Origin of the sequence: Paenibacillus radicis (ex Xue et al. 2023) (genome assembly GCF_024722015.1) — a bacterium.
Taxonomy (GTDB): domain Bacteria; phylum Bacillota; class Bacilli; order Paenibacillales; family NBRC-103111; genus Paenibacillus_S.
Genome location: NZ_JANQBD010000001.1, coordinates 403,992 through 426,459 on the forward strand (window position 1 = coordinate 403,992; position 22,468 = coordinate 426,459).

General features: G+C 45.9%; 22 protein-coding genes and 1 pseudogene. 9 read left to right on the forward strand and 14 right to left on the reverse strand.

All coding sequences use genetic code 11. The features are described from left to right. Positions 1–144: 144 nt before the first annotated feature. Genes NV381_RS01740 through NV381_RS01750 form a run of 3 tightly spaced genes read right to left on the reverse strand, consistent with a single transcriptional unit; the run spans position 145 to position 1,961 of the window. Positions 145–1,302, reverse strand: coding sequence for a transglutaminase domain-containing protein (locus NV381_RS01740; RefSeq protein ID WP_258211523.1), 1,158 nt, complete (start codon positions 1,300–1,302; stop codon positions 145–147). A gap of 35 nt (positions 1,303–1,337) precedes the next feature. Further along, positions 1,338–1,766, reverse strand: coding sequence for a hypothetical protein (locus NV381_RS01745; RefSeq protein ID WP_258211524.1), 429 nt, complete (start codon positions 1,764–1,766; stop codon positions 1,338–1,340). Between the two features lie 39 nt (positions 1,767–1,805). Then, positions 1,806–1,961 (reverse strand): hypothetical protein, encoded by a 156-nt coding sequence (locus NV381_RS01750; RefSeq protein ID WP_258211525.1) that lies wholly within the window; start codon positions 1,959–1,961, stop codon positions 1,806–1,808. Positions 1,962–2,236: 275 nt separating this feature from the next. Here NV381_RS01750 and NV381_RS01755 point away from each other — a divergent pair, with 275 nt between their 5' ends. Both NV381_RS01755 and NV381_RS01760 read left to right on the forward strand, forming a co-directional pair. After that, positions 2,237–3,406, forward strand: coding sequence for an MFS transporter (locus NV381_RS01755; protein WP_258211526.1), 1,170 nt, complete (start codon positions 2,237–2,239; stop codon positions 3,404–3,406). 362 nt (positions 3,407–3,768) lie between these two features. Continuing rightward, on the forward strand, positions 3,769–5,358 hold the full coding sequence (locus NV381_RS01760; RefSeq protein ID WP_258211527.1) for an S-layer homology domain-containing protein: 1,590 nt from the start codon (positions 3,769–3,771) through the stop codon (positions 5,356–5,358). Positions 5,359–5,464: 106 nt separating this feature from the next. On the opposite strand, the gene NV381_RS01765 is transcribed toward NV381_RS01760, so the two are convergent. Further along, positions 5,465–6,250, reverse strand: a complete 786-nt coding sequence (locus NV381_RS01765) for a pirin family protein (RefSeq protein WP_258211528.1) — start codon at positions 6,248–6,250, stop codon at positions 5,465–5,467. Positions 6,251–6,478: 228 nt separating this feature from the next. Here NV381_RS01765 and NV381_RS01770 point away from each other — a divergent pair, with 228 nt between their 5' ends. Further along, a complete protein-coding gene (locus tag NV381_RS01770; RefSeq protein ID WP_258211529.1) occupies positions 6,479–6,832 on the forward strand; it encodes a toprim domain-containing protein in 354 nt (117 codons plus the stop codon). Positions 6,833–6,865: 33 nt separating this feature from the next. Here NV381_RS01770 and NV381_RS01775 read toward each other — a convergent pair whose 3' ends face one another. The 8 genes and pseudogenes from NV381_RS01775 to NV381_RS01810 form a co-directional block, all read right to left on the reverse strand. Beyond that, a complete protein-coding gene (locus NV381_RS01775; protein ID WP_258211530.1) occupies positions 6,866–7,483 on the reverse strand; it encodes an SCO family protein in 618 nt (205 codons plus the stop codon). 80 nt (positions 7,484–7,563) lie between these two features. Further along, positions 7,564–8,502 carry a heme o synthase gene (cyoE, locus tag NV381_RS01780; RefSeq protein WP_419182235.1) on the reverse strand — a complete coding sequence of 313 codons (939 nt, stop codon included), beginning with the start codon at positions 8,500–8,502 and terminating at the stop codon, positions 7,564–7,566. 471 nt (positions 8,503–8,973) lie between these two features. Further along, positions 8,974–9,855, reverse strand: coding sequence for an urease accessory protein UreD (locus NV381_RS01785; protein WP_258211532.1), 882 nt, complete (start codon positions 9,853–9,855; stop codon positions 8,974–8,976). Then, positions 9,848–10,510: an urease accessory protein UreG gene (ureG, locus tag NV381_RS01790; RefSeq protein WP_258211533.1), complete on the reverse strand. Its 663-nt coding sequence runs from the start codon at positions 10,508–10,510 to the stop codon at positions 9,848–9,850. Before ureG ends, NV381_RS01785 begins: the two co-directional genes overlap by 8 nt. 29 nt (positions 10,511–10,539) lie before the next feature. Next, a complete protein-coding gene (locus NV381_RS01795) occupies positions 10,540–11,241 on the reverse strand; it encodes an urease accessory protein UreF (protein WP_258211534.1) in 702 nt (233 codons plus the stop codon). Between the two features lie 48 nt (positions 11,242–11,289). Continuing rightward, positions 11,290–13,023, reverse strand: a complete 1,734-nt coding sequence (ureC, locus tag NV381_RS01800; protein WP_258211535.1) for an urease subunit alpha — start codon at positions 13,021–13,023, stop codon at positions 11,290–11,292. 115 nt (positions 13,024–13,138) lie between these two features. Continuing rightward, positions 13,139–13,492, reverse strand: a pseudogene (locus tag NV381_RS01805) (urease subunit beta); the annotation flags it as partial. A gap of 28 nt (positions 13,493–13,520) precedes the next feature. Continuing rightward, positions 13,521–13,826, reverse strand: a complete 306-nt coding sequence (locus tag NV381_RS01810) for an urease subunit gamma (protein ID WP_258211536.1) — start codon at positions 13,824–13,826, stop codon at positions 13,521–13,523. Positions 13,827–14,302: 476 nt separating this feature from the next. On the opposite strand from NV381_RS01810, the gene urtA reads away from it, so the two are divergent. The 6 genes from urtA (at position 14,303) to NV381_RS01840 (ending at position 20,337) form a co-directional block, all read left to right on the forward strand. Continuing rightward, positions 14,303–15,580, forward strand: coding sequence for an urea ABC transporter substrate-binding protein (urtA, locus tag NV381_RS01815; RefSeq protein WP_258211537.1), 1,278 nt, complete (start codon positions 14,303–14,305; stop codon positions 15,578–15,580). A gap of 121 nt (positions 15,581–15,701) precedes the next feature. Beyond that, a complete protein-coding gene (gene urtB, locus NV381_RS01820; protein WP_258211705.1) occupies positions 15,702–16,607 on the forward strand; it encodes an urea ABC transporter permease subunit UrtB in 906 nt (301 codons plus the stop codon). Between the two features lie 55 nt (positions 16,608–16,662). Continuing rightward, positions 16,663–17,790: an urea ABC transporter permease subunit UrtC gene (gene urtC / locus NV381_RS01825; protein ID WP_258211538.1), complete on the forward strand. Its 1,128-nt coding sequence runs from the start codon at positions 16,663–16,665 to the stop codon at positions 17,788–17,790. A 96-nt stretch (positions 17,791–17,886) separates the two neighbouring features. Then, positions 17,887–18,675 (forward strand): urea ABC transporter ATP-binding protein UrtD, encoded by a 789-nt coding sequence (gene urtD / locus NV381_RS01830; RefSeq protein WP_258211539.1) that lies wholly within the window; start codon positions 17,887–17,889, stop codon positions 18,673–18,675. After that, complete coding sequence (gene urtE, locus NV381_RS01835) at positions 18,662–19,357, forward strand: urea ABC transporter ATP-binding subunit UrtE (protein WP_258211706.1); 696 nt, start codon at positions 18,662–18,664, stop codon at positions 19,355–19,357. Before urtD ends, urtE begins: the two co-directional genes overlap by 14 nt. A gap of 152 nt (positions 19,358–19,509) precedes the next feature. Beyond that, positions 19,510–20,337, forward strand: coding sequence for an aldo/keto reductase (locus tag NV381_RS01840; RefSeq protein WP_258211707.1), 828 nt, complete (start codon positions 19,510–19,512; stop codon positions 20,335–20,337). 295 nt (positions 20,338–20,632) lie between these two features. On the opposite strand, the gene NV381_RS01845 is transcribed toward NV381_RS01840, so the two are convergent. Further along, positions 20,633–21,508, reverse strand: a complete 876-nt coding sequence (locus tag NV381_RS01845; RefSeq protein ID WP_258211540.1) for a carbohydrate ABC transporter permease — start codon at positions 21,506–21,508, stop codon at positions 20,633–20,635. Positions 21,509–21,524: 16 nt separating this feature from the next. Continuing rightward, positions 21,525–22,433: a carbohydrate ABC transporter permease gene (locus NV381_RS01850; protein WP_258211541.1), complete on the reverse strand. Its 909-nt coding sequence runs from the start codon at positions 22,431–22,433 to the stop codon at positions 21,525–21,527. Between the last annotated feature and the right edge of the window lie 35 nt (positions 22,434–22,468).

A 22,468-nucleotide genomic window follows, 5' to 3' on the forward strand; every position in this document is an offset into this window, starting at 1 on the left:
GAGCACTTACTCCTTTTAAGTTAGCTTACTAACAGCTTCCACAGCAGCCTCCAATAGTTTACCATAATTCGCATTGAAGTGGAAAACCGGACATTCTTCCACAATACGTGGTAAGAATGCCCGGCCAAATACTTGACTATCGGGTTATGCCTCGCGGATATGTGTATCATTAAAGTTCGGAGGGTTGAACCAATTACCGCCACTGGCGACCCAGGTTGAATCCAATGGAACCCATTTCTGCTTATCGGATATATAGACCTCGTTCCAAGCATGCGGACCATAGCTCCCTTTTCCATCATAGCCGAGACCAGTGACAACCTTCACCTCAAGCCCTATGGAGCGGGCCATAACCGCATACAGTCTGGAGTAGTCAATACAAACGCCCTGCTTGGTTGCGAACGTTTCTTCCGGTGTTTGTTCTTTCCAAATCCGCTTTTGTTCATATAAATTCACTTTATCCCAATCATACTTCACCCGGCTGCCTACCCAGCTGTACAACAGCTTGGCTTTCTCCTCGTCAGATTTGCCTTTAGCCGACACTTCCTTGGCCGCTTGGGCAATATCCTTCGGTATATTAGCATCGAGCACCTCGTATTTCCGCTGCAAAATGTTGGTGAATTCCTGCTCGACTGCTCTGGTAAATACAGGAAGCTGATTGGCAATAAAGTCGCCCGTCACCGGTTTAATAACTTCATTTGCACCTTTCTGGTATAAACCAGAGGCTTGAATGTAGGCCGCTGCGGGCGTCTGTGGAAACAAGCTGGCAAAAATAAATAATGCCGCGATAACGAGCAAAGACCGGCCGGCCCCGGTGACAGCTCCTATGAATCCCCCCACCAAGCTGCTGATTAGTGTTGGTTGCCCCTTACTGCTGCGCCCTTCCCGATGAATCGATTCCTTCGCCCATCTATCAACAAGCGGGTCAATAATACGGTATAGAAGCTGCTTCGATACACTGTAGCCAATTACAAATAAAATTCCAAAGCGCAGCAGCGAGAAATCGCGAATCCCTGTCACACCTGTATAATACAACTGTTCAAAAAAACCAAGTTCATGTGAAGGGATCATGATATCAAGCGATGTCAGCCAGCTTTGAACCTGAGGGGACAGCCATTCAGCCAGCTTCCAGGCAATGATAAGCCCAAGCAGTGTGGCAATTCCCTCCGACACCATCAACATCAAATGCCTTGCCGAGGTTGAAGCGCCGCGAAACATCCCTTGAATGACAGATAAGAGCACTGTGCCGGCCAACAATACCGTTATCCAATTTGCTGCGCTTAGCGCGGTCCATGCTTCCGTCATACGCTTCACCTCACTTCGTTCATCCGGTTAATGATTTACAGCTTCGTATTTTTCTTCGCTTGCTCGATCAGAGCATTCACAGCCTCGTCCATCTTCATTGTAAAAGTCTGGTTCATAAACGTTACTTTTACCTCGTTAGAAGAGGGATTTCCGTCCAACTTCAAGCTTTTGGTTGTAACGGTAAATGTGCCATCTGAATTCTGCTTATACTGAGCTTCCTTCATTTCGTTGGAGAAAGCCTTAACCGCTTGATTCTTGGCCTCTGTCGATACGGCTGCACCAATATCCAGCAGCTGATCCTTATAGCTGGCACCGTAGAAGAACAAGCCGGCCAGCACAGCCAACACAATAACCCATTTTACAACTGTTTTTAGTATGCGCACTACAAGGAACAACACTACGATCGCACCAACAATAATAAACCAACGCTCCTGCAAAAAAGACACTAAGAAATCCAATTCCATCTCTCCCTACATTCATCAAAATTGATAACCCTGTAACCTTTACTCTCGATCTGCATCCCGCTTCTTCTTAAGCTCCGCAAGCCTTTGCTGTATCTCATCGGATCGGTCGAACTTCTTGGTTTTGAGATACGTGGAACGTAAACGAAGTACCGCAAGAATCAGAATAACTGCCAAAATAATAATAAATGGACTCACTAATGCGTCCGCCTTCCCCCAGTATAGTTCGTATAATTGCAAGTTAATTATAAAGGGCTGCTCTATTCCTTTAAGGACGAGCACGTTGATCAAGGTTGAGTGAAGCCATGTACAAACTCATACCTTCCGTTCAACTTATTCAATCTGTTGTAAGCAAGTACGCTGTTCTCAATAAGAGGTTGCAAAAATAATGGTACTAACCTACCAGCTTGTCACGTAAAAGTAATCATAGACGGATAGGAGTCAGACAAAGATCAGAAGTTGAGGTGATGACGTTGAAAACCGCAATTTGGCTTTACTTGTTTATGTTTGTGGCCTTTTTCGACTTGCACGCACAGTACCCTATTTTATCCCCGTTTGCTATATCATTAGGTGCAGCTCCATCGTTTATCGGATTGATCCTGGGTGTGTATTCGATCACTCACCTGCCTGGAAACCTGTTGGCAGGCTATGGTGTCGATCGTTATGGCAGCAAACGATTTATTGTATTCAGCTTGATTGTAGCAGGAATCGTACTGCTCATACAATCCAAAGTTACCGACCCATGGGACTTGCTTATTGTCCGTTCCATTAGTGGATTTGTGCTTGCCTTCCTTTCTCCGGCTTGTCTATCTCTACTCGCTAGATTAGCAAAGGACAGTGTTCAACAAAGCAAGCTGATGGCCGGCAACGGGTTTGTGCATACTATGGCATCCGTATTAAGCCCGGCGGCCGGCGCCTTCCTCGTTGCAAAGCTCGGGTTTTCCCAATCCTTCACCATGCTCGGATGGCTGCTTATTATTACAGGTGTGCTCGCTATATTCGGCGTCAAAGAACGTCAGTATACGCAGAGCGCTGTAGAGCTATTTCCACAGGCACATGGACATGGCGCTCACGCGCTTCCAGCAGGCATAGAGGAAGCGACCGCGAGAACAGGAACTATTCCCTGGTTGTTCTTCGGCGTTCCGTTAGCCATTTCCTGCTCTCAAGGCATATTGTTCTTTGAGCTGCCTCTTATGAAAGAAACGAACGGCTCCATCTTAACCTCCGGAATCCTCTTTTCATTGGTTAGTTTAGGCGCCCTGGTCACACTGAGCATGGTTTTCTTGAACCGAATCTCACCTTTACTTCGCACCTCTTTCGGCAGCTTGGCACTCGCATTCATCTTCTTCGGTTTATCGATTGGCTGGCCGCTGCCGATCCATGTCTCCTTGTTCATGATTGGAATGGCAAAAGGTGTTATTTATCCAGCCATTGCCTCTTTGTTAGCCAGTTTGACAAGCGCGAACCGCTATGGACGTATTTTTTCATTCCTGTCCATCTCTTTTTCCATCGGAGCCTTTATAGGTCCCATTGTTGCCGGTCATATGCGGAGTCATACATCACCTTATTTTATCGCCTTTATCTGTTTAATGACAGCCCTCACCCTGCTCCCTCTGCGCGGTTTCAAAACCGTTCAGACCTGAAGGACTTAGCCTCGACAGTGCGACCCAATCCGTTTAAATTGTATAAGTTTACCTTATTAAAAAACTGTTGAGAGTACTCACTAGCTGACCGTTCGGCACATTTGCCGGACGGTTTTTCTTTTTGTGATTCACTAATATAAACCCTGGGTAAATAAAAATAGGGTCGTACTCACTTTTCACATTTCTGCCATTTTTCCTACTAAAAATGATTTTTATAGGAGAGACGGACTTAAATCTGGGAACTGCGTTCGAAGGTTTTTGGTGTTCTGTTTTTTTATTCAAAGGAGGTGAAAAGCATTTTGAGTCAAGAGCCATTTCAAGAATCGAAGAATTTATTAGAGACAGAAAGGAGTGAAACCGTAATGAAATCAACGATATTCAAAAAAACGGCGCAAGTAACCGTCATGATGCTTATCATTTCAGCATTACTGCCCGTACTAGCGTTCGCAGCAACAGGCTTCAGTAATTTGGTTTATAAAAATAATACCGTTACAGGTAACGTTTATACGGATACTCCTTACAGTGTGAGCACACAAGTTTATATGTATGATCCAAACGGCAATCTGGTGGGAACTACTACAACAAGTGCTACATACAGCGTATACGAGGGTGTATACACTTATTCTTTCACAGGTAGCCCAACCGTAACTACTCAAACTTACCTCGATCTTAAGGAAGTTTCGAGCAGCGTTACTTCCAGAGTTTATGACAGCACAACTAGCGGCGGCAACAACAGCAATGGCGGCGGCGGTGGTGGCGGTGGCGGCGGTATTTCCGGCGGAGCTACAATTACTGTAAATTCCGATGGATCTATTGACGCATACACATTGCAAAATTCACTTAGTCAATACGATGTCGTTGAGCTTAAGCTGAACGGTGATGTCGCATTAATTCCAGCCAAGTCGTTGGTAAACTATGTAAGCGACAAGAACAAAATGCTGAAAATTTCTAACGAAAAAGGAACTTATACTCTTCCTCTATATGTATTGCAGTTAGAAGATCTTGCCAGCAAGCTGTCCACAACCGTTGATGACTTGAAAATCAAGGTTGGAATCGCAGCAGCGGACGAAACAGCAACTAGCGAAATTGCAACTTCTGCTTCTACCTTAGGAGCAACTGTGATCAGCAGTGCCGTTGACTTTACGCTTGCAGCAGTTGCAGCAGACGGTACGACACAGAATATTAATCTGGGCAGCAACTACATCAGCCGGACGATTCCATTATCCAAAGAAGTGGATCCATCCCGTACAACAGCTGTTGTTTTCGACACAACCACTAAGAAGCTAAGCTTCGTACCATCTTTGTTCACAACAACTGACGGTATCAATGAAGCTGTTATCAAACGCAATAATAACAGCATCTACACCGTTGTTGAACTGAACAAAAGCTTCGGTGACAGTAAAGGCCATTGGGCACAAGGTTACATCGAGCTGCTGGCTAATAAGCTGGTTATCGATGGTGTAACCGATGATACGTTCCAGCCTGAACGCGATATTACCCGTGCTGAATTCGCAGCTTTGGTCGTTCGTGCTTTAGGATTGGATCAATCCATTGGAAGCAGCTCATTTAGTGATGTAACTTCCAGTGATTGGTTCTCCGGTGTAGTCGGCGCTGCAGTCAATGCCAAAATCATTGACGGCTATGAAGACAACACTTTCCGTCCGAATCAAGCGATCAAACGTGAAGAGCTTGCAGCAATGGTCGTTCGTGCATTGAGCTACGCAGGCGCTAAGCCGGAAGTTTCCTCTTCCCAGCAATCGGAGTTGTTAGCGAAGTTTACAGACGCTAATCAAATCGTATGGGCTCAGAACGAGCTGGCTGTAGCTATCGAAGCAGGAATTGTAGACGGAATTACAGACTCCACAATTTCTCCAAACACTCAAGCGACTCGCGCTCAATCAGCTACAATGCTGAAACGCTTGTTGACTAAAGCACAATTCATCAACAATTAAGATTAACTTTAAAAAGCTACACTCTCCAAAAAACGGGCTGACTATTGTCAGTCCGTTTTTTTAATTGAAACCAGCTTCTATTTGACACATAACTCATGTTTATTGTTTAACGGCCATTTTTATATAAAGGATAATCAACCTCAGTTGGAATCTCGATCAGAATCATTCTTAACCCCTCTGCAGCTGCTGTCAGGACCACATCCTCTGCTTGCTCGCCTTCCGCTTCGATGACTGTAAAATCTTTATGATTGAACGGATGTACAGGCTTGTCTGCCTCTAAAGCTAATGTCCAGCTTCCGTGACCGCGAATGGCCAATGCCGCCAAAGAACGCCCTGCTTCAAGCTTGAGATTGTACGATATTCCTCCTGCGAGCTCTACATCCCACATTTGAACATCAGCAACCAATTCAACAGGAGAATCTTCCCCGATCACTGTTTTCACAGTAAGTCCAGCCGATTCGAATGCAGGGAACGCTTCATGATCATATTGGTTATAAGTAGGCTGGCGCTGCAGCGCTTCACGGAGATGCGGCTCAAACCATATTTGAAAACCTTCGGAATCCGGTCCAATAAACTTTTCGCTATGAGATACGCCTGAGCCTGTCTGCATCACTTGAAGCCCGCCTGCCGTTACTATGCTTCGGGTACCTAACGTATCCGAATGCTCAGCCTGGGCATTGACCATGTACGTTATAATCTCGAACGCTTGATGGGGATGCATAGGGATATGGCCTTCCTCCTTCGCATGCGCCCAAGCCCAATAAAATAAAGGGCCAATCCCTTTTACGGCTGAACCTTCTCTAGGGAATCCGATTGGTTTCAGCTCTGTTATTTTGCCTCCGTCAAAATTGCCTACAGCTTGCTTTTCCGGTGGGTATATAGTAATTGTCATAACCTTTTCCTCCTCCTTTTACATTATCGTTCATTAACTTACTATTAATAAGTTTCTATATTAAGATTAATTCATTTAGTTAGCCTCGTCAAGCAGATTTTAAGTTTTATCCACAATTCGACATTTCCTGGGAAATATGACCCTTCATATTGCATCACAGCTTGGAACGAACAGCAAAACTGGATATACTACAAAAAGATACTGTTAAACAAAGAGGTGATGTTTCCTATGCCGATTATTATTGTTGAAGGAAAAAACGACAAAAGCAGGCTTCGCCGCTTGTTAAGCAACGATGTCGATATATTATGCACCTACGGATCTTTGAATACGGAGAAGTTGGAGGCATTGAAGAAAAAGGCTGACCACAATGATGTGTATTTATTTACCGATAATGACTCCTCCGGGAAAAAAATCCGCGGCATTTTACGGGATACGTTTCCCGAAGCTGAGCAAATCTATACAAGAAAAGGCTACGCCGGGGTAGAAGGAACACCCGCAGAATATTTAATCCAACAATTAGAAAAAGCCGGTCTGGAAGAGTTTATCCTATACCCTCCACCAGATCCGACTCTCAGCCCGTAGATCAGCTTTTCCTTCTCAAGCTATTGTTTATGTTTATTCCTTTGTCAATTGAATCATGTCCTGGGCGATTTTTTCCACATCCAAATTCGGATCACTGCCAACATAGTACGTGCGAAGATCGCCTTTTTTGTCTACCAGCAAAATAACATTGTTATGTGTGAACGTACCGCCCTGCTTATCCTTCAGCACCGTAACTCCGAATTTTTCTGCAAGCTGCATGGATTCGGCTTCTCCCCCGCGCAGGAAGTACCAGCCCTTGGGATCCGCATGAAAGCGCCCTGAGAACTCTTTAAGCTGCTCTGTTGTATCCTTCGTCGGGTCAAAAGTAATGGAGACAATAGCCGTTTTATCACCGAAGACGCCTTTTTTCACAAGCGAATCCTGTATTTTCGATATCGTGTAGGTGGTTGGAGAGCAAACATCAGGACAAGTAGAATAAAAGAAATAGACCAGCTTAGCTTTGCCCGACAAATCCGCAAGCCCAACCTTCTTCCCGTCAATATTCTCAAGCTTGAAATCCGGCGCCGGCTTGATAACCCCAATCTTAGTATCTTTACCTTTAAGCATCATATATCCGAAAACGCCAATCATAGCAAGCAGCAGCACAATGACAACAATTTTAAACCAATTACTTTGAGCATTTGTATTCATAAAGCTTTCTCCATCCTTTATCTAAAAAAAATAGCCCATGCTTCCATGGGACTTAGTGATTAATTTCTATCAGCCGCAAATTAATGATTCGTCGAAACGGTAGTAATAACCATTATGATAAACAGCAGCGTTAAGTAGTTAATGGAATAAATGAACATCTTTTTGGCCCAAAGCTCTTCATCTTGCGCTTTGAAGCCTTTAATACAGAGAAACGCCCAGTAAAGCCCCATAATTGTCGCCGCATAAAAATAGAACACATTGACATAACCATAAACATAAAGCAGAAGTGATAATGGAACCAGTAAGACGATATAGCGAATCATACTGATCTTTGTAACATAAGTCCCTCTCACAACAGGAAGCAGCGGAAAGCCGGCTGCCCGGTACTCTTCCATACGGCGAATGCCGAGTGCCCAGAAATGCGGCGGCTGCCATAGAAATAAAATCCCGAATAAAATGATCGCACCTGCATCAATCTCAGGACGAACTGCGCAATAACCGATTACAGGAGGTATAGCGCCGGAAAAGCTTCCTACAAATGTGCTCCATACAGAGGTGCGTTTGAACCAGGCTGTATAAATCCAAACATAGACAAAAAGCCCGATCAAACCAAGCAGCGCTGTCATCGGATTGACCAGCAGCCCAAGACCACTGACACCTATGACGCCGAGAATAATTCCATAAAGCATTACCGTCTGCGCAGAAAGCTTGCCGCTCGGAAGCGCCCGCTGCTGGGTACGAGCCATCTTCGTATCCATATCGCGGTCCAAATAATTGTTCAGCACGCAGCCTGATGCCATTACTAACGCCGTCCCAATCATCGTGTACAGCATTTGCAGCCAATTTATTTGCCAGCCTGATGCCACCCAGAAGCCGCCGAATGCAGTAATGGAATTGGAAAAAATAATACCCGGCTTGGCTAATTGTACAAAATCTCTCCAAGTGACGGGTCCGTGATCAACCGTTTCAGACGCAGCTTCATCCGCTGAATTTACTGTGTTGTTGAGGTCTAGCCTCATTTGTTCTTCCACTTTATTTAAACCTCCTAAGAGTTTTGCTAAAGCAAAACTATCTTCGTAAGCAAAAGCTTAAGTATTCCTTTTGGCAAAACTTAACCTGAAATTATAATTCCTTTTATACCCTCTCTTATAATAACAACCACGAACCTGTTTGACAATGAACCGGGAGACGAGTTCAAAATATTGTCGAATCTTTTGCCCTGTCGGACTTAATATGAACATATTTTAAAATCAAAACAGCCGATATTTCTTATTATCAGTTAAAAGTTAACATTTCAGTCGTATTCATTCACTGCATTTTCCAAAGAGTAAGACTCGACCAGCTTCTATTCTCATCAGCCAACCCATTCATCCTTTTGCTTCATTAATATACATTAATAACAACAGAAAAAAATCCGCTGTGTGGAACGACGGATTTGTTCTATGCAATGAAGTTTATGTGCAATGAAATAGGATGTACTGGCGATGTATTTACTTGCGTACATACAGCTCAGGCTTAGCAAATAGATGCTGCCGGGTAAATTGCCACGCTCCATCAAGCAAACTTTGGATTTGATATACTTTGTGGCCCATTACAGATAATACCAGTCCGTATTTATAGGTTCTGCTAACGCCGTAATAAAGCGGAATCGATGGTTCTACAGTCCTTTCTTGCGTTGCGATTGTTGTATTCAGCTGCTCTATAAAATCTCTCAACGATTCTATAAATGCGGCGTCCACCCGGTCACTGAAAATACAAAGTGATCCAGTATGGGTATAGCCAGACCAACTTCCCAGTGAATGAAGCTTCTGTTCAGCAGGACATACACGCTGTTTGGCACAATAAATCAATTCGCCGTCATAATGGACCGTTAGCTGATTTTGATACTTTTCGTAGTGAAATAGCTCGCCTCTGTGCGTTCTCCCCGGACAAACCGTGTCCGAATATATCAGAACGGAGCCAGGCTCCATATGAACCTCAGTGCTTGTGTACAGAATGGAATCCTTATACAGCATTAATGGCTCAGGCATATACTCCACATAGCTGCCACTATGAAGAATAAGCTTCTGCTGCTGTCTGCTCGGCTTAGCTGTCGAGGCATCCATTCCCTCTCCGCGGGCGGGATGTACTTTTGTATAGGATTGGTTGGTAATAAAAACATTTGTATTTTCACCAAATCTCCAGTCCAGCACGTATTCATCTCCCCCCATAATACCTGGAGAGGCGTCCATGATATAAACTCCAAGCTGGCCGTGATCGAATGGGAATGCTTTGGCGATTTTGAGCGGATATGCATGGTACCTATCGCTTAGCCGTGTCTGCCCTCCCGCCTCCGTAAAGGAGGCGGAAATGCATCCGGTCACTTTAGGCATGATCGAATTCCCGTTCTACCCATTCGACAATATCATCTAGACCTTGGCCGTTAAACAGATTAGAGAAAATAAATGGTCGCTCGCCGCGCATTTTCCGGGTATCTTCTTCCATTACTATTAAACTGGCGCCTACATGAGGGGCCAAGTCAATTTTATTAATCACTAACATATCGGATCTTATAATGCCAGGACCTCCTTTACGGGGGATCTTCTCACCCTGGGCCACATCAATAATATAGATGAAGCGATCCACCAATTCCGGACTAAAGGCAGCTGCCAGATTGTCACCGCCGCTTTCAATAAAAATAATGTCCAGATGGTCAAAACGGCTTTCCAGCTCCTCAATCGCTTCAAAATTCATTGATGCATCTTCCCTGATAGCCGTATGAGGGCAGCCTCCTGTTTCAACACCAATAATTCGGTCTGCGGATAATGCTTCGGAACGAATAAGGATATTGGCATCTTCCTTTGTATAGATATCGTTAGTTATTACGGCGATGCTATATTTATCATTCAATCTGCGGGCAAGCCGCTCCACTAATGCGGTTTTGCCTGAGCCTACAGGGCCTCCAATCCCGATTCGCATCGGGCGTTCTTGATGATGCTTCTCCGGTGTTTCCCATTGATGGTGATGATGCGTTTCTCCTTGACACATAGAAATGCGCCTCCTTAATTATTATTGGTTCAGGACATAAACAAGCGTGAATACAGTGCTTCATGACGCATCATGGCAATGTCCGTCTGAGGAGTATTACCGAAGCCATCCTCTAGCGGGTCCAAATGCTGCGCGCCCTGCCAGGCTTGCGCAATTACAGGTGTAAGCTCCGCAAGCAGTCGCTGTCCTTCCGTTTGACCGATGGACATCAGCCTCAGGCCGCTGTTAATACAGGTCATCGTGCAAGCGTATAAATAACCTTCCGCTGCCATAGCAAGCGGCACTTGTATTTGATAACTGATCCAGCCATGAATCAGAGGATGGGTGCCGTGACAACGGCGCTGCTGAAGCGCAGCCTGCAGAGGCTCCCATGTCATTTGCGGGTAGATAGATCTTGCCAGCTGGAACAGCCGCCGCCCCATCTTGACTACCCCTTCCCTCGTCTCCGCAGCTGCTCGCTGCACATGCTGGGTTTGATCCACAAGCCAAAGCGAATCCCACTGCCGCTCAGGTGCGTAAAGATAAACTGCTTTTACCGCGAGGGCATCTATCGGCGCCCAGCTTTGAAACAGCATAGTTTCAATATATTCCCTCAAATGTTCAGGCCGCTGCACATGCCCAGACTGAACCAACGTTTCCAGCCCAAAGGAGTGGGAGAACCCTCCGATTGGCAGCGCAGAATCGAGCAGTTGAACGTAGGAGAGCCACAAGTGTGCGGATTGCTGCTGCATGATTGGTTCCCCTCCTATTGCATTCCTTCTATATATAGTAGGAATGCGTTAAAACAAGAAATATCGCTGAGCCATCGGCAATTGCTGTGCCGGCTCACAAGTGATAGCCGTTCCATCGACCTTTACTTCATACGTTTCAGGATTCACCTCTATACGAGGAGTTTCCCCATTATGGATCATATCCTTCTTGGTTATGCTTCGGCAGTTTTTAATCGGCTCTATCCGTTTTTGCAGCCCTAGCTCAGTGTGTACACCTGAATCGAAAGCAGCCTGCGAAACAAATGTAATGCAATGATTCAGCGCCTTACCGAAGGAGCCGAACATCGGCCTTCCGAATACCGGCTGCGGCGTTGGTATGGAAGCGTTCGGATCGCCCATTTGCGCATAAGCGATTACTCCTCCCTTAAGCACCATTTCCGGCTTGACTCCAAAAAACATCGGGCTCCACAGCACCAGATCCGCCAGCTTCCCCACCTCTACAGATCCTACAAGATGGGAAACGCCATGAGTAATCGCCGGGTTTATCGTATATTTCGCAATGTAGCGCTTAATCCGAAAGTTGTCGGCATCGCTGGATAAAACGTCGTTACCTTCATCAGGCGCCGGCAAGTAACCGCGCTGCTTTTTCATTTTATCCGCCGTCTGCCAAGTTCGGATGATCACTTCCCCCACTCGCCCCATAGCTTGCGAATCCGAGCTAAGCATACTGAACACGCCAAGGTCGTGCAGGATATCCTCAGCAGCGATAGTCTCAGGCCGGATCCGTGAGTCCGCAAAAGCGACGTCCTCCGGAATCCGACTGTCGAGATGATGGCAAACCATCAGCATGTCGAGATGCTCTTCAATCGTATTTACGGTATAAGGACGCGTCGGATTAGTGGATGATGGAAGCACATTAAGCTCAGCAGCAATCTTGATAATATCCGGCGCATGGCCTCCTCCTGCTCCCTCTGTATGATAAGTATGGATGGTTCGGCCGCCAATGGCCGTTATCGTATCCTCGACAAAGCCGGACTCATTCAACGTATCCGAATGAATAGCAACCTGCACGTCATATTCGTCAGCCACCCGCAGACATGTATCGATCGCCGCAGGCGTTGTCCCCCAATCCTCATGCAGCTTCAAGCCTATAGCACCCGCTTCCACCTGCTCGATGAGCGGCTCCGTGAATGACGCATTGCCCTTGCCCGTGAATCCGAGGTTCATCGGAAACGCTTCAGCCGCTTCAAGCATGCGGTACATATGCCACTTACCTGGTGTGCAAGTTGTAGCACTCGTACCCGCGGCGGGCCCTGTTCCGCCTCCGATCATTGTAGTGACGCCGGATGCAAGCGCCGTCTCAATCTGCTGAGGGCATATATAATGAATATGGGTATCAATTCCGCCAGCAGTAATAATACGTCCCTCGCCAGCGATAACCTCAGTTCCGGCGCCAGCAATCATATTCGGCTGCACCCCATCCATCAAATCCGGATTGCCAGCCTTGCCTATGCCTACTATAACTCCATCCTTAATCCCTATATCAGCCTTAACAATACCCCAGTGATCAATAATCACAGCATTGGTTATCAAGGTATCAAGAACCCCTTGATCCCGGGTATGGCGGCTTGACTGTCCCATTCCGTCACGGATAACCTTGCCTCCGCCGAACTTGCATTCCTCGCCATAAACGGTGAAATCATGCTCAATTTCAGCCCATAATTCGGTATCAGCAAGACGAACAGCATCTCCGACAGTAGGTCCGAACATCTGAGCATACGCTTTACGATTCATTATTGCCATCTTCAGAAGCCCCCTCCTTAGAGCTTTTTGAAGAAAAGCTTGAATCGTAAGCATGCTCTGAGCTTTTCGCAGAAGAAGCGGCTTCGTAATCTGAGCCTTGCTTCGTATGCAGAAGCTCCCATGCATCCAAGCGGATCTTCACTTCCTCAGGCATATGGCCATGCTTCGCTTCTCCCTGGGAGAGGTTGTTTAAACCATAAGAAAGTTTGGCACCGCCAAGCTCTACCAGCTGAACAGGCTTCTCCTCCCCCGGTTCAAATCTCACAGCCGTGCCCGAAGCAATATTGAGACGCATACCGAATGCTTCTGCCCTGTCAAACTTCAAAGCTCTGTTCACTTCAAAAAAATGAAAATGGGAGCCAACCTGAATCGGCCGGTCGCCGCTGTTGACTACTAACATTGCCAATGTTTGTTTCCCCTTATTTAATTCAATCTCTCCAGCTTTAATTCGATACTCGCCCGGAATCATCATTAAGGCTCCTTTCCATTAAAGACAATTAAACACCTATAGGGTGATGCACAGTGACCAGCTTGGTTCCGTCAGGAAAGGTCGCCTCAACCTGTACCTCATGAATCATCTCAGGTATGCCTTCCATCACTTGCTCTGCTTTTAATATAGTTGTTCCGAATTCCATCAGCTCGGCTACCGTTAAACCATCCCTTGCCCCTTCCATAATCTCAGAAGTAATTAAAGCAATGCTTTCGGGATAATTTAATTTCACACCGCGCTGCAGACGTCTTCGTGCCAAATCTGCAGCTACTGTAATTAACAGCTTCTCTTTTTCACGTTCTGTTAAATGCATTTGATTAAAACCTCCCATTCCCAATTATTCATTTGTCATGAAACATAACATATAAACACGAATAATTAGTTGCTAACACATCCATTATATTCGCTTTTTCAAAAATTGTAAATTACTTATGTCAGATATATGTAGGTATTTCGAATCATATTTTCCGTTTTTGGACAAAACTTAACTCAAAACATTATATAGTAATAGTTTTTTTGAATAATAATTTCATAATTTCAATTACAAGAGAAAATTATGTTATGTATATTGACATTGATGTAACACTAAATTATGATATCTCATGTAAGTAAACCTCCCTCTTGAGCTTAACGCCATAAAATATAAATCGGATTTGTTTTTCCGAGATTCACCACGACAATAAGCTGCTTAAACAAATGAGTAACTGGCCGGCACTAATAGACATCAAACTGCAGAGTCCGGTACAGCTGCTTACAAGCTGCACAACAATTTTTTAAGGAGTGGATGAGATGTTGGCAAAAAGAAAAGGGATCCAAGTATTAATGGCGGTCTGCATGTCTCTGACAGCACTTCTTGCAGGCTGTGCAACTCAGACAACACCGGCTGCAACACCAGCTGCTCCGGCAGCAGCAACCAAAACCGATGCGAAGCCGGAAGCGGGCAAGGATGAAGCTATTCCAGTCGGAATTCTGCATTCATTGACCGGCACCATGTCCATCAGTGAGGTTTCTGTAAAAGATGCCGAGATGATGGCTATTGATGAAATTAACAAAGCAGGGGGCGTACTTGGCAAGCAGTTGAAACCCATTGTTGAAGATGGGGCATCCGATTGGCCAACTTTCGCAGAAAAAACGAAGAAACTGCTGCAAAAAGACAAAACAGCTGTTATCTTCGGCGGATGGACTTCTTCAAGCCGCAAAGCAGTACTTCCGGTTGTAGAGCAAAACAAAGGACTCTTTTTCTATCCCGTGCAATATGAAGGTCTTGAATCATCCCCATACATCTTCTACACAGGCGCAACAACCAATCAACAAATCGTACCTGCGGTAACCTGGCTGCTGCAAAACAAAGGAAAGAAATTTTTCCTGCTGGGCTCTGATTATGTTTTCCCAAGAACCGCCAATAAAATCATTAAAGAGCAGCTGAAAGCTGAAGGCGGACAATTAATTGCAGAAGAATACACCCCGCTCGGGCACACCGACTACAACACAATCATAAGCAAAATCAAAAAAGATAAGCCAAATGTCATTTTCAACACTTTGAATGGTGACAGCAACGTTGCTTTCTTCAAGCAGTTGAAGGATGCAGGTATCAGCGCCAAAGATTTGACCACACTTTCCGTAAGTATTGCAGAAGAAGAAATTCGCGGTATCGGCGCTTCCGTCCTGGAAGGACATTATGCTGCATGGAACTACTACCAAACAACGGATACTCCTGAGAACAAAAAGTTCGTTGATGCCTACAAAGCCAAATATGGTAAAGACCGCGTGACCGATGATCCAATCGAAGCAGGTTACTTTGGTGTATATCTGTGGGCTGAAGCCGTGAAAAAAGCAGGCTCCTTCGATGTAGAAAAAGTGAAAGAGGCTGCAAAAGGACTAGAATATAACGCTCCAGGCGGTAAAGTCATGATCGATGGAGAGAATCAGCACGTTTATAAAACGGTTCGTATAGGTCAAGTGCAGGCCGACGGCCAATTCAAAGAAGTGTGGAATTCCGGCAAGCCAGTGAAGCCCGATCCTTTCCTCAAAACGTACCCATGGGGCGCCGAGGTTACCAAGAAATAAACGTAGCTTCGCTGCCGCAATAGCGCAAACAAACTTTCGGGGCTGCTCCAATGCGGGCAGTCCCGCCTTTTCATAAAGGGCTTTGAGCAAGAAGCTATTCATATCAAGGAGGCTGATGCCAATGGGCTTGCTGCTGCTTCAATTATTTAACGGCGTATCGCTTAGCTCCATCCTGCTTCTGATCGCCTTAGGGCTCGCCATCACGTTCGGATTGATGAATGTGATCAACATGGCGCATGGTGAATTTATTATGATAGGCGCTTATATGGCCTATACGATCCAGCAATTATTTCAAAAGTTTTTGCCAGCGTCCGCTTTTGGCTGGTATTTTATTCTTTCTCTAGGCGTTGCATTCGCTATGGCATTCGCCATTGGCTGGCTGCTTGAGGCAACGCTGATCCGCTTCCTTTATGGCAGGCCGCTCGACAGCTTGCTCGCAACCTGGGGTGTAAGCCTTGTGCTGCAGCAGCTGGCACGGCAAATTTTCGGAGCGCCTAACGTGGCGGTCAAAGCACCGGAATGGCTTGAAGGAGGCCTTGCGCTTAGCGCCGATCTGATGCTGCCTTACAAGCGGCTGTTCATCATCGGGCTGGTGATCGTGTGCATCACGATCATTTACCTGTACCAATACCACAGCCGTGGCGGGCGCAACATGCAGGCGGTTATGCAAAACCGCGGCATGGCTTCATGCCTTGGCATTTCCACGCGGCGCATCGATTCGCAAGCATTCGCCTTCGGCTCGGGCATGGCTGGCATCGCCGGCTGCGCGCTGACCTTGGTCGGTCCGATCGGACCGTCGATCGGAACCTACTACATTGTCGATGCGTTCATGGTCGTTGTACTTGGCGGTATCGGCAAAATTATCGGCACCGTTGCCGGCGCCCTTGGCATCGGCGTGCTGAACACCGCCTTCGAATACACAACGAGCGCTACAATCGGCAAAGTTATCGTATTTACGCTTATCATCGCTTTCCTGCAATGGAAGCCTTCCGGTTTTGTAACTATTAAATCGCGAGCGCTTGATTAACCGCCATGCTTTCGCAGAAAGTTTTGCATTAGCAAAACTCTAAGGAGTTGATAAAATGACTATCACAAATACCAAAATAAAAATCGTGATCACACTCATTCTATTTGCAGCGATGTTGATAGCCCCGCTATTTTTATCCGAATTCCGGCTCTCACTGCTAGGCAAATTTCTAACTTATGCGATTGTTGCTATGGGACTTGATTTGATCTGGGGTTATACAGGTATTCTCAGCTTGGGTCACGGCGTTTACTTCGGACTTGGTGCCTATTGTATGGCTATGCACCTCAAGCTTGTAAGCTCACATGGTGAATTGCCTGATTTCATGTCATGGAGCGGTGTTGAAAAGCTGCCTTGGTTCTGGCTCCCTTTCCAGTCAGCCGGAGCTTCCATCCTTCTCGCCATGCTGGTACCGGTGGCTGTTGCCTTTATTCTTGGTTATCTCACCTTCCGAAATCGAATCAAAGGGACCTTTTTCTCGATTCTATCGCAAGCATTGGTCATCATTACCGTTACGCTGTTTGTCGGACAACAAGGCTATACCGGCGGGACTAACGGACTCACTAATTTCGATACGTTCTTGGGCTTTCCTGTAGGCGAACAGTCTACCAAGCTGATGTTCTACTATGTGACTGCATTTGTTGTGATCGGCACCTTGGCATTATGCCTTTGGATCTCCAAAAGCAGGCTGGGCAAAATTCTCGTTGCCGTACGCGACGCAGAGAATCGTGTCCGCTTCATCGGTTACAATCCTGTAACCTACAAAGTATTTATTTATTGCTTCTCCGCCGCACTATCGGGGCTGGCCGGCATTTTATTCGTTTTGCAGGAAGGCATTATTTCACCCGCTCAAATGGGCATTGTTCCGTCTATCGAAATGGTTCTATGGGTTGCCATCGGTGGTCGTGCCACCATATTCGGTGCAATCATTGGAGCACTCGTCACCAACTCGGCAAAAACCACCTTCAGTGAGGCCTATCCGGAATGGTGGCCGATTATTATGGGCGCAATGTTCATCATAGTTGTATTGTTCCTGCCCAAAGGCATCGTAGGAACCGTCAAAAGCATCGTTGAGAAAAAAGGCTGGTACCCGATCAAAAAATCCAAGCGTTTGCTTCCAACAGCCGCATCTTTAGTAACCTATTCAGATTTGCATAACGAGACCAATCCAGCCAGTACGAAGTAATCTTCATTATATTTAAGACCTAAAAAGAGATGAAAACTCAGAGATCGCATACGAAAAAAGTTTTCATAAGAAAACCCTAAGGAGGTTGTTCCTATTATGGAGACATCACCAAAGAAAGAACTTGCCGCCGATTTAGTCCACATCGAGCAGCTTGAGGTAGATTTCGACGGTTTCAAAGCCATTCGTGGACTCGACTTCTCCCTCCAGCGAGGCGAGCTGCGATTTCTGATCGGCCCTAACGGCGCTGGCAAAACCACTCTGTTAGATGTTCTATGCGGTAAAGTCAAGCCCTCTAAAGGCACTGTTCGGTTTAAAAACAGCATCGATATAACCAAACATCAGGAGCATCAAATAGCCCAGCTTGGCATCGGACGTAAATTCCAGGCGCCTTCTATCTTTATTACACTGAGCGTTTTGGAAAACCTGCTTTTATCGATGCGCCAGAAACGAGGACTGTTAAGCTCCTTGATTGCCAAGACGACAGCAGATCAGCGGGAACGTATCAAGCATTATTTGCAAATGATTGGTCTCGAGCATAAATCTCAAGATAAAGCAGGCTCCCTATCTCATGGAGAGAAGCAATGGCTAGAAATAGGGATGCTGTTGATTCAAGAGCCCGAGCTGCTCTTGCTCGATGAGCCTGCTGCTGGGATGACCGACAGCGAGACAGAAAAGACCGGTGAGCTGCTGCACAAAATCAGTGACAAGCAGACTATTATTGTTGTCGAGCATGATATGGAGTTTGTTCGCCAGTTTGCTAAAACCGTCACCGTCATGCATGAAGGATCCGTACTCTGTGAAGGAACCATGGAGGACATCCAGAATGATGATAAGGTTGCCGAAGTTTATTTGGGGAGACGAGGTGTTCGTGATGCTGAACATTAGTGGATTGGAGGCGGGTTACGGAGAAAGCATGGTTTTGCGAAATGTGGAGTTACAGATTAAGCCTGGTCAGGTCGTTTGCTTAATGGGGCGTAACGGTGTCGGAAAAACAACGCTAATGAAAACTATTATGGGGTTAATCAAGAATAAGAAAGGCAGCCTCACCTATGATGGCCGAGACATCACTAGCGCAACTCCAGATCGACGGGCCAAGGGAGGAATCGGCTATGTTCCCCAGGGACGAGATATTTTCCCACAGCTTACAGTGGAGGAAAATTTACTGTTGGGGCTTGAAGCCAGCAGCATTCGCAAAACCAGTATACCGGAAACCGTCTATGAAATGTTCCCGGTGCTTAAGGAGATGATCCGGCGCAAAGGCGGCGACTTAAGCGGCGGGCAGCAGCAGCAGCTATCCATCGCCCGCGCTCTGGTCGCCGAGCCGAAGCTGCTTCTACTCGATGAGCCTATGGAAGGGATACAGCCATCCATTGTTATGGAAATCGAGCATGTCATTGAGAAGATCAAAGCAAGCAAACAAATGTCCGTCCTGCTTATTGAGCAAAGCCTTACCTTTGCAACCCGCATAGCCGACTACTACTACGTGCTTGACAAGGGTACCATTGTAGCGGAAGGCAGCTCCTCCTCATTAAGCGAGGATCAAGTTAAAAAGCATCTGGCCGTCTAATAAGACAGCCGATAAGCTTACGCAGACAGCCAATCATCTTGGGGCTGTTTTTCTTTTGTTTAAATCAGCCTCATCGCGATCATTTTATTTCACCGATCGTAAGTGGTATGATAATCAAGCGGGTAATTATCCCAAATAAGGAGGAGAAAATGATGACTCAACAAGTTTCTGACAGCACAACATTGCATAATGGCGTCAAAATGCCATGGTTAGGATTAGGTGTCTGGAAAACGAAAGACGGAGACGAAGTGATCCAGGCAGTCAAATCCGCTATCCAAACCGGTTACCGTAGTATAGATACAGCGGCCGCATATGGCAATGAAGAAGGCGTTGGCATTGGAATCAAGCAAGCCGGCGTACCACGTGATGAACTATTCATCACTACCAAGGTATGGAATGCCGATCAAGGCTATGATTCTACATTAAGAGCTTTCGAAGAGAGCCGCAAGAAGCTCGGTCTTGAAGTCATCGACCTCTACTTGATCCATTGGCCGGTAAAAGGTAAGTATAAGGACACCTGGCGCGCTTTGGAGAAGCTGTACAAGGATGGGGCGGTTCGAGCTATTGGAGTCAGCAATTTCCATACTCATCACCTCAAGGATGTCATTTCTGAAAGCGAAACGGTTCCTATGGTTAATCAGGTTGAATACCATCCTTTGTTGAGCCAGCAAGAGCTGCGCAGCTTCTGTAATTCCAATCAAATTCAACTGGAAGCCTGGAGCCCCTTAATGCAGGGTAACCTGGACAATCCGCTTATTAGTGAGCTAGCTGCCCAATACGGTAAGTCTCCTGCGCAAATTATTCTTCGCTGGGATATTCAGAACGGCGTCGTCACCATTCCGAAATCGATCAACGCTAATCGGATTCGCGAGAACAGTGAAATTTTCGATTTCACTTTATCCGAGGATGATGTAGCTAAAATCAATTCATTAAACAAAAACCAACGTTTCGGTCCTGACCCCGACAACTTTAATTTCTAATTCAAACTTTAACCCCCAACAGGCTGTCATGTTCTCATGGCAGCTTGTTGGGGGTTGTGAAATAAGAAAGATATTATATAGATGGAAATACTCACGTTAATCCAGCCGCGAAATCGTTTGAAATCATTCTAACTGGAAAAACTCCCGCTAATAGACGTGATAGGGATGATATCAACCAAAATCCTTAGAATTAGCATGAGAAATTCCAGCTATAGGGCTTTGAATGCTATTTTCGGAGCAACTAACATGACATTTTCCTGATAATTGCGTGGAGCTCCCCAGGCTGCCATGTAGGTTAACCTTTTACGGAACCGCTGGTCATACCGGCGATAAATGATTTGTTAGCAAACAAATATACAACAAGAATCGGCAGCATAGACAGCATTGAGCCTGCCAGCATAAGATTCCATTCCGCTGCGGCGTTAGCTGAATATTTCAGAGAAATAACGCCTACCGTCAGCGGCCGCATCTCCGGATGCGTCATGGTGAAAATGAGCGGCAGAACATACTGGTTCCAAGCCTCACGGAACGTGAACAGCCCAACCACGCCTAGCCCCGGTGTGAGCAACGGCAAAATAATGCGCCAATATATACCAAAGAATCCGCAGCCGTCAATTGTAGCCGCCTCGTCCAAATCCTTCGGAATAGCTTTCACAAACCGCTCCAACAAGAAAATATCAAAGGATAAATGCGTTCCAACGAAAATCAGAACGACCGACCAAAGCGAAGTATGCATATGCACCGCGCGCATCATATCGTAAAGAGGTCGGAAAGTAATCGCCCCGATCGTAATGAACATCGTTGCAGCCAGAACCCACATAAGGAGCCGCCTGCCGGGAAATGCTTTTCTGGCCAACACATAAGCGCCCATAGAACAGATAATAATATTTAGAACGGTTGAGGCGACGGAAATGAACAAGCTGTTCCATGTATATTGAGCAAAGTTGGCTCTTTCCCAAGCTTCTGCGTAATTTTTCCAATTCCATGTTTCTGCCAAAATATTGGTGCTGTTTAACAGCTCGAAATTGGTTTTAAACGATCCGAACAAGGTATAAGCTACGGGATACACTATTGCGATAAGGATAGCAAGCAGAAATACCCAGATGATCGCCCAACCCAGCAATGTGCCTAAACCCAAAGAGGATTTTCGATTTGCCGTTAATGTACTCATAATTTTCCCTCCTCTCTTAATGGACCTCGCTGGATTTACGCGAAATATAGAGATACAATCCCGTGAGCACACTGACGATCAAGGCAGAGGTGAAGCCTACCGCCGCACCGTAGCCGTATTGCTGTACGACGGCATCGCCTTCGGATACCGGGAAGAACAGCTTATAAATATACAGGTACATCACTTCGGTTTTGCCCCCAGGACCACCGGCCGTAAGAACCATAATGCTTTCATAGCTTTTCAGTGTATTGACAATCGCCAACATAACGATCATCTGAAGTACGGGTCCAAGCAATGGAATCGTAACATGCCAGAACTGTTGAGGCTTGTTAGCTCCGTCAATCGATGCCGCTTCGTATAGATCGTTCGGGATCCCCTGCAGGCCGGCAATGAAAAGCACCATATAATTACCCACTGCGCCCCAAATGGCTACCAAAATTGCCGTTAGCATCGAATATTTAACACCGAGCCACTCAATAGGTGAATGGATCAGCCCAATCGACATGAGCATGTTATTGATTATCCCGTTGTATGAATTAAACATCAGGTAGAACACTAGGGATATGACTGCTGTACTGATGATGGTCGGCATGAAAATGATCGCACGAATCGTATTTTTGGCAAACAGCTTGTTATTTAATATAAAAGCCAGGATCAGGGAAAGCGGTATAACAATAACAAGCTTTCCGAGCGTAAATACAACCGTGTTCCATACGGAATGCCAATATTCCATGTCCCGTGTAAACAAACGGACGAAGTTATCCATACCGATAAATTTGGCTTGCGTAAAACCGTCATAATCAAAAAACATATATTTAAAGGCCCAAGCAAGCGGGTAGATCGCAAATAGAAGCAAAAACACAATCGTAGGCATAATCATCAAATACGGAAGTCCGTATTCTCTTAAATGTTTTTTCAACAGCATGGCTTTTATCCGGCTCCTTTCAATGGGAAATTTCC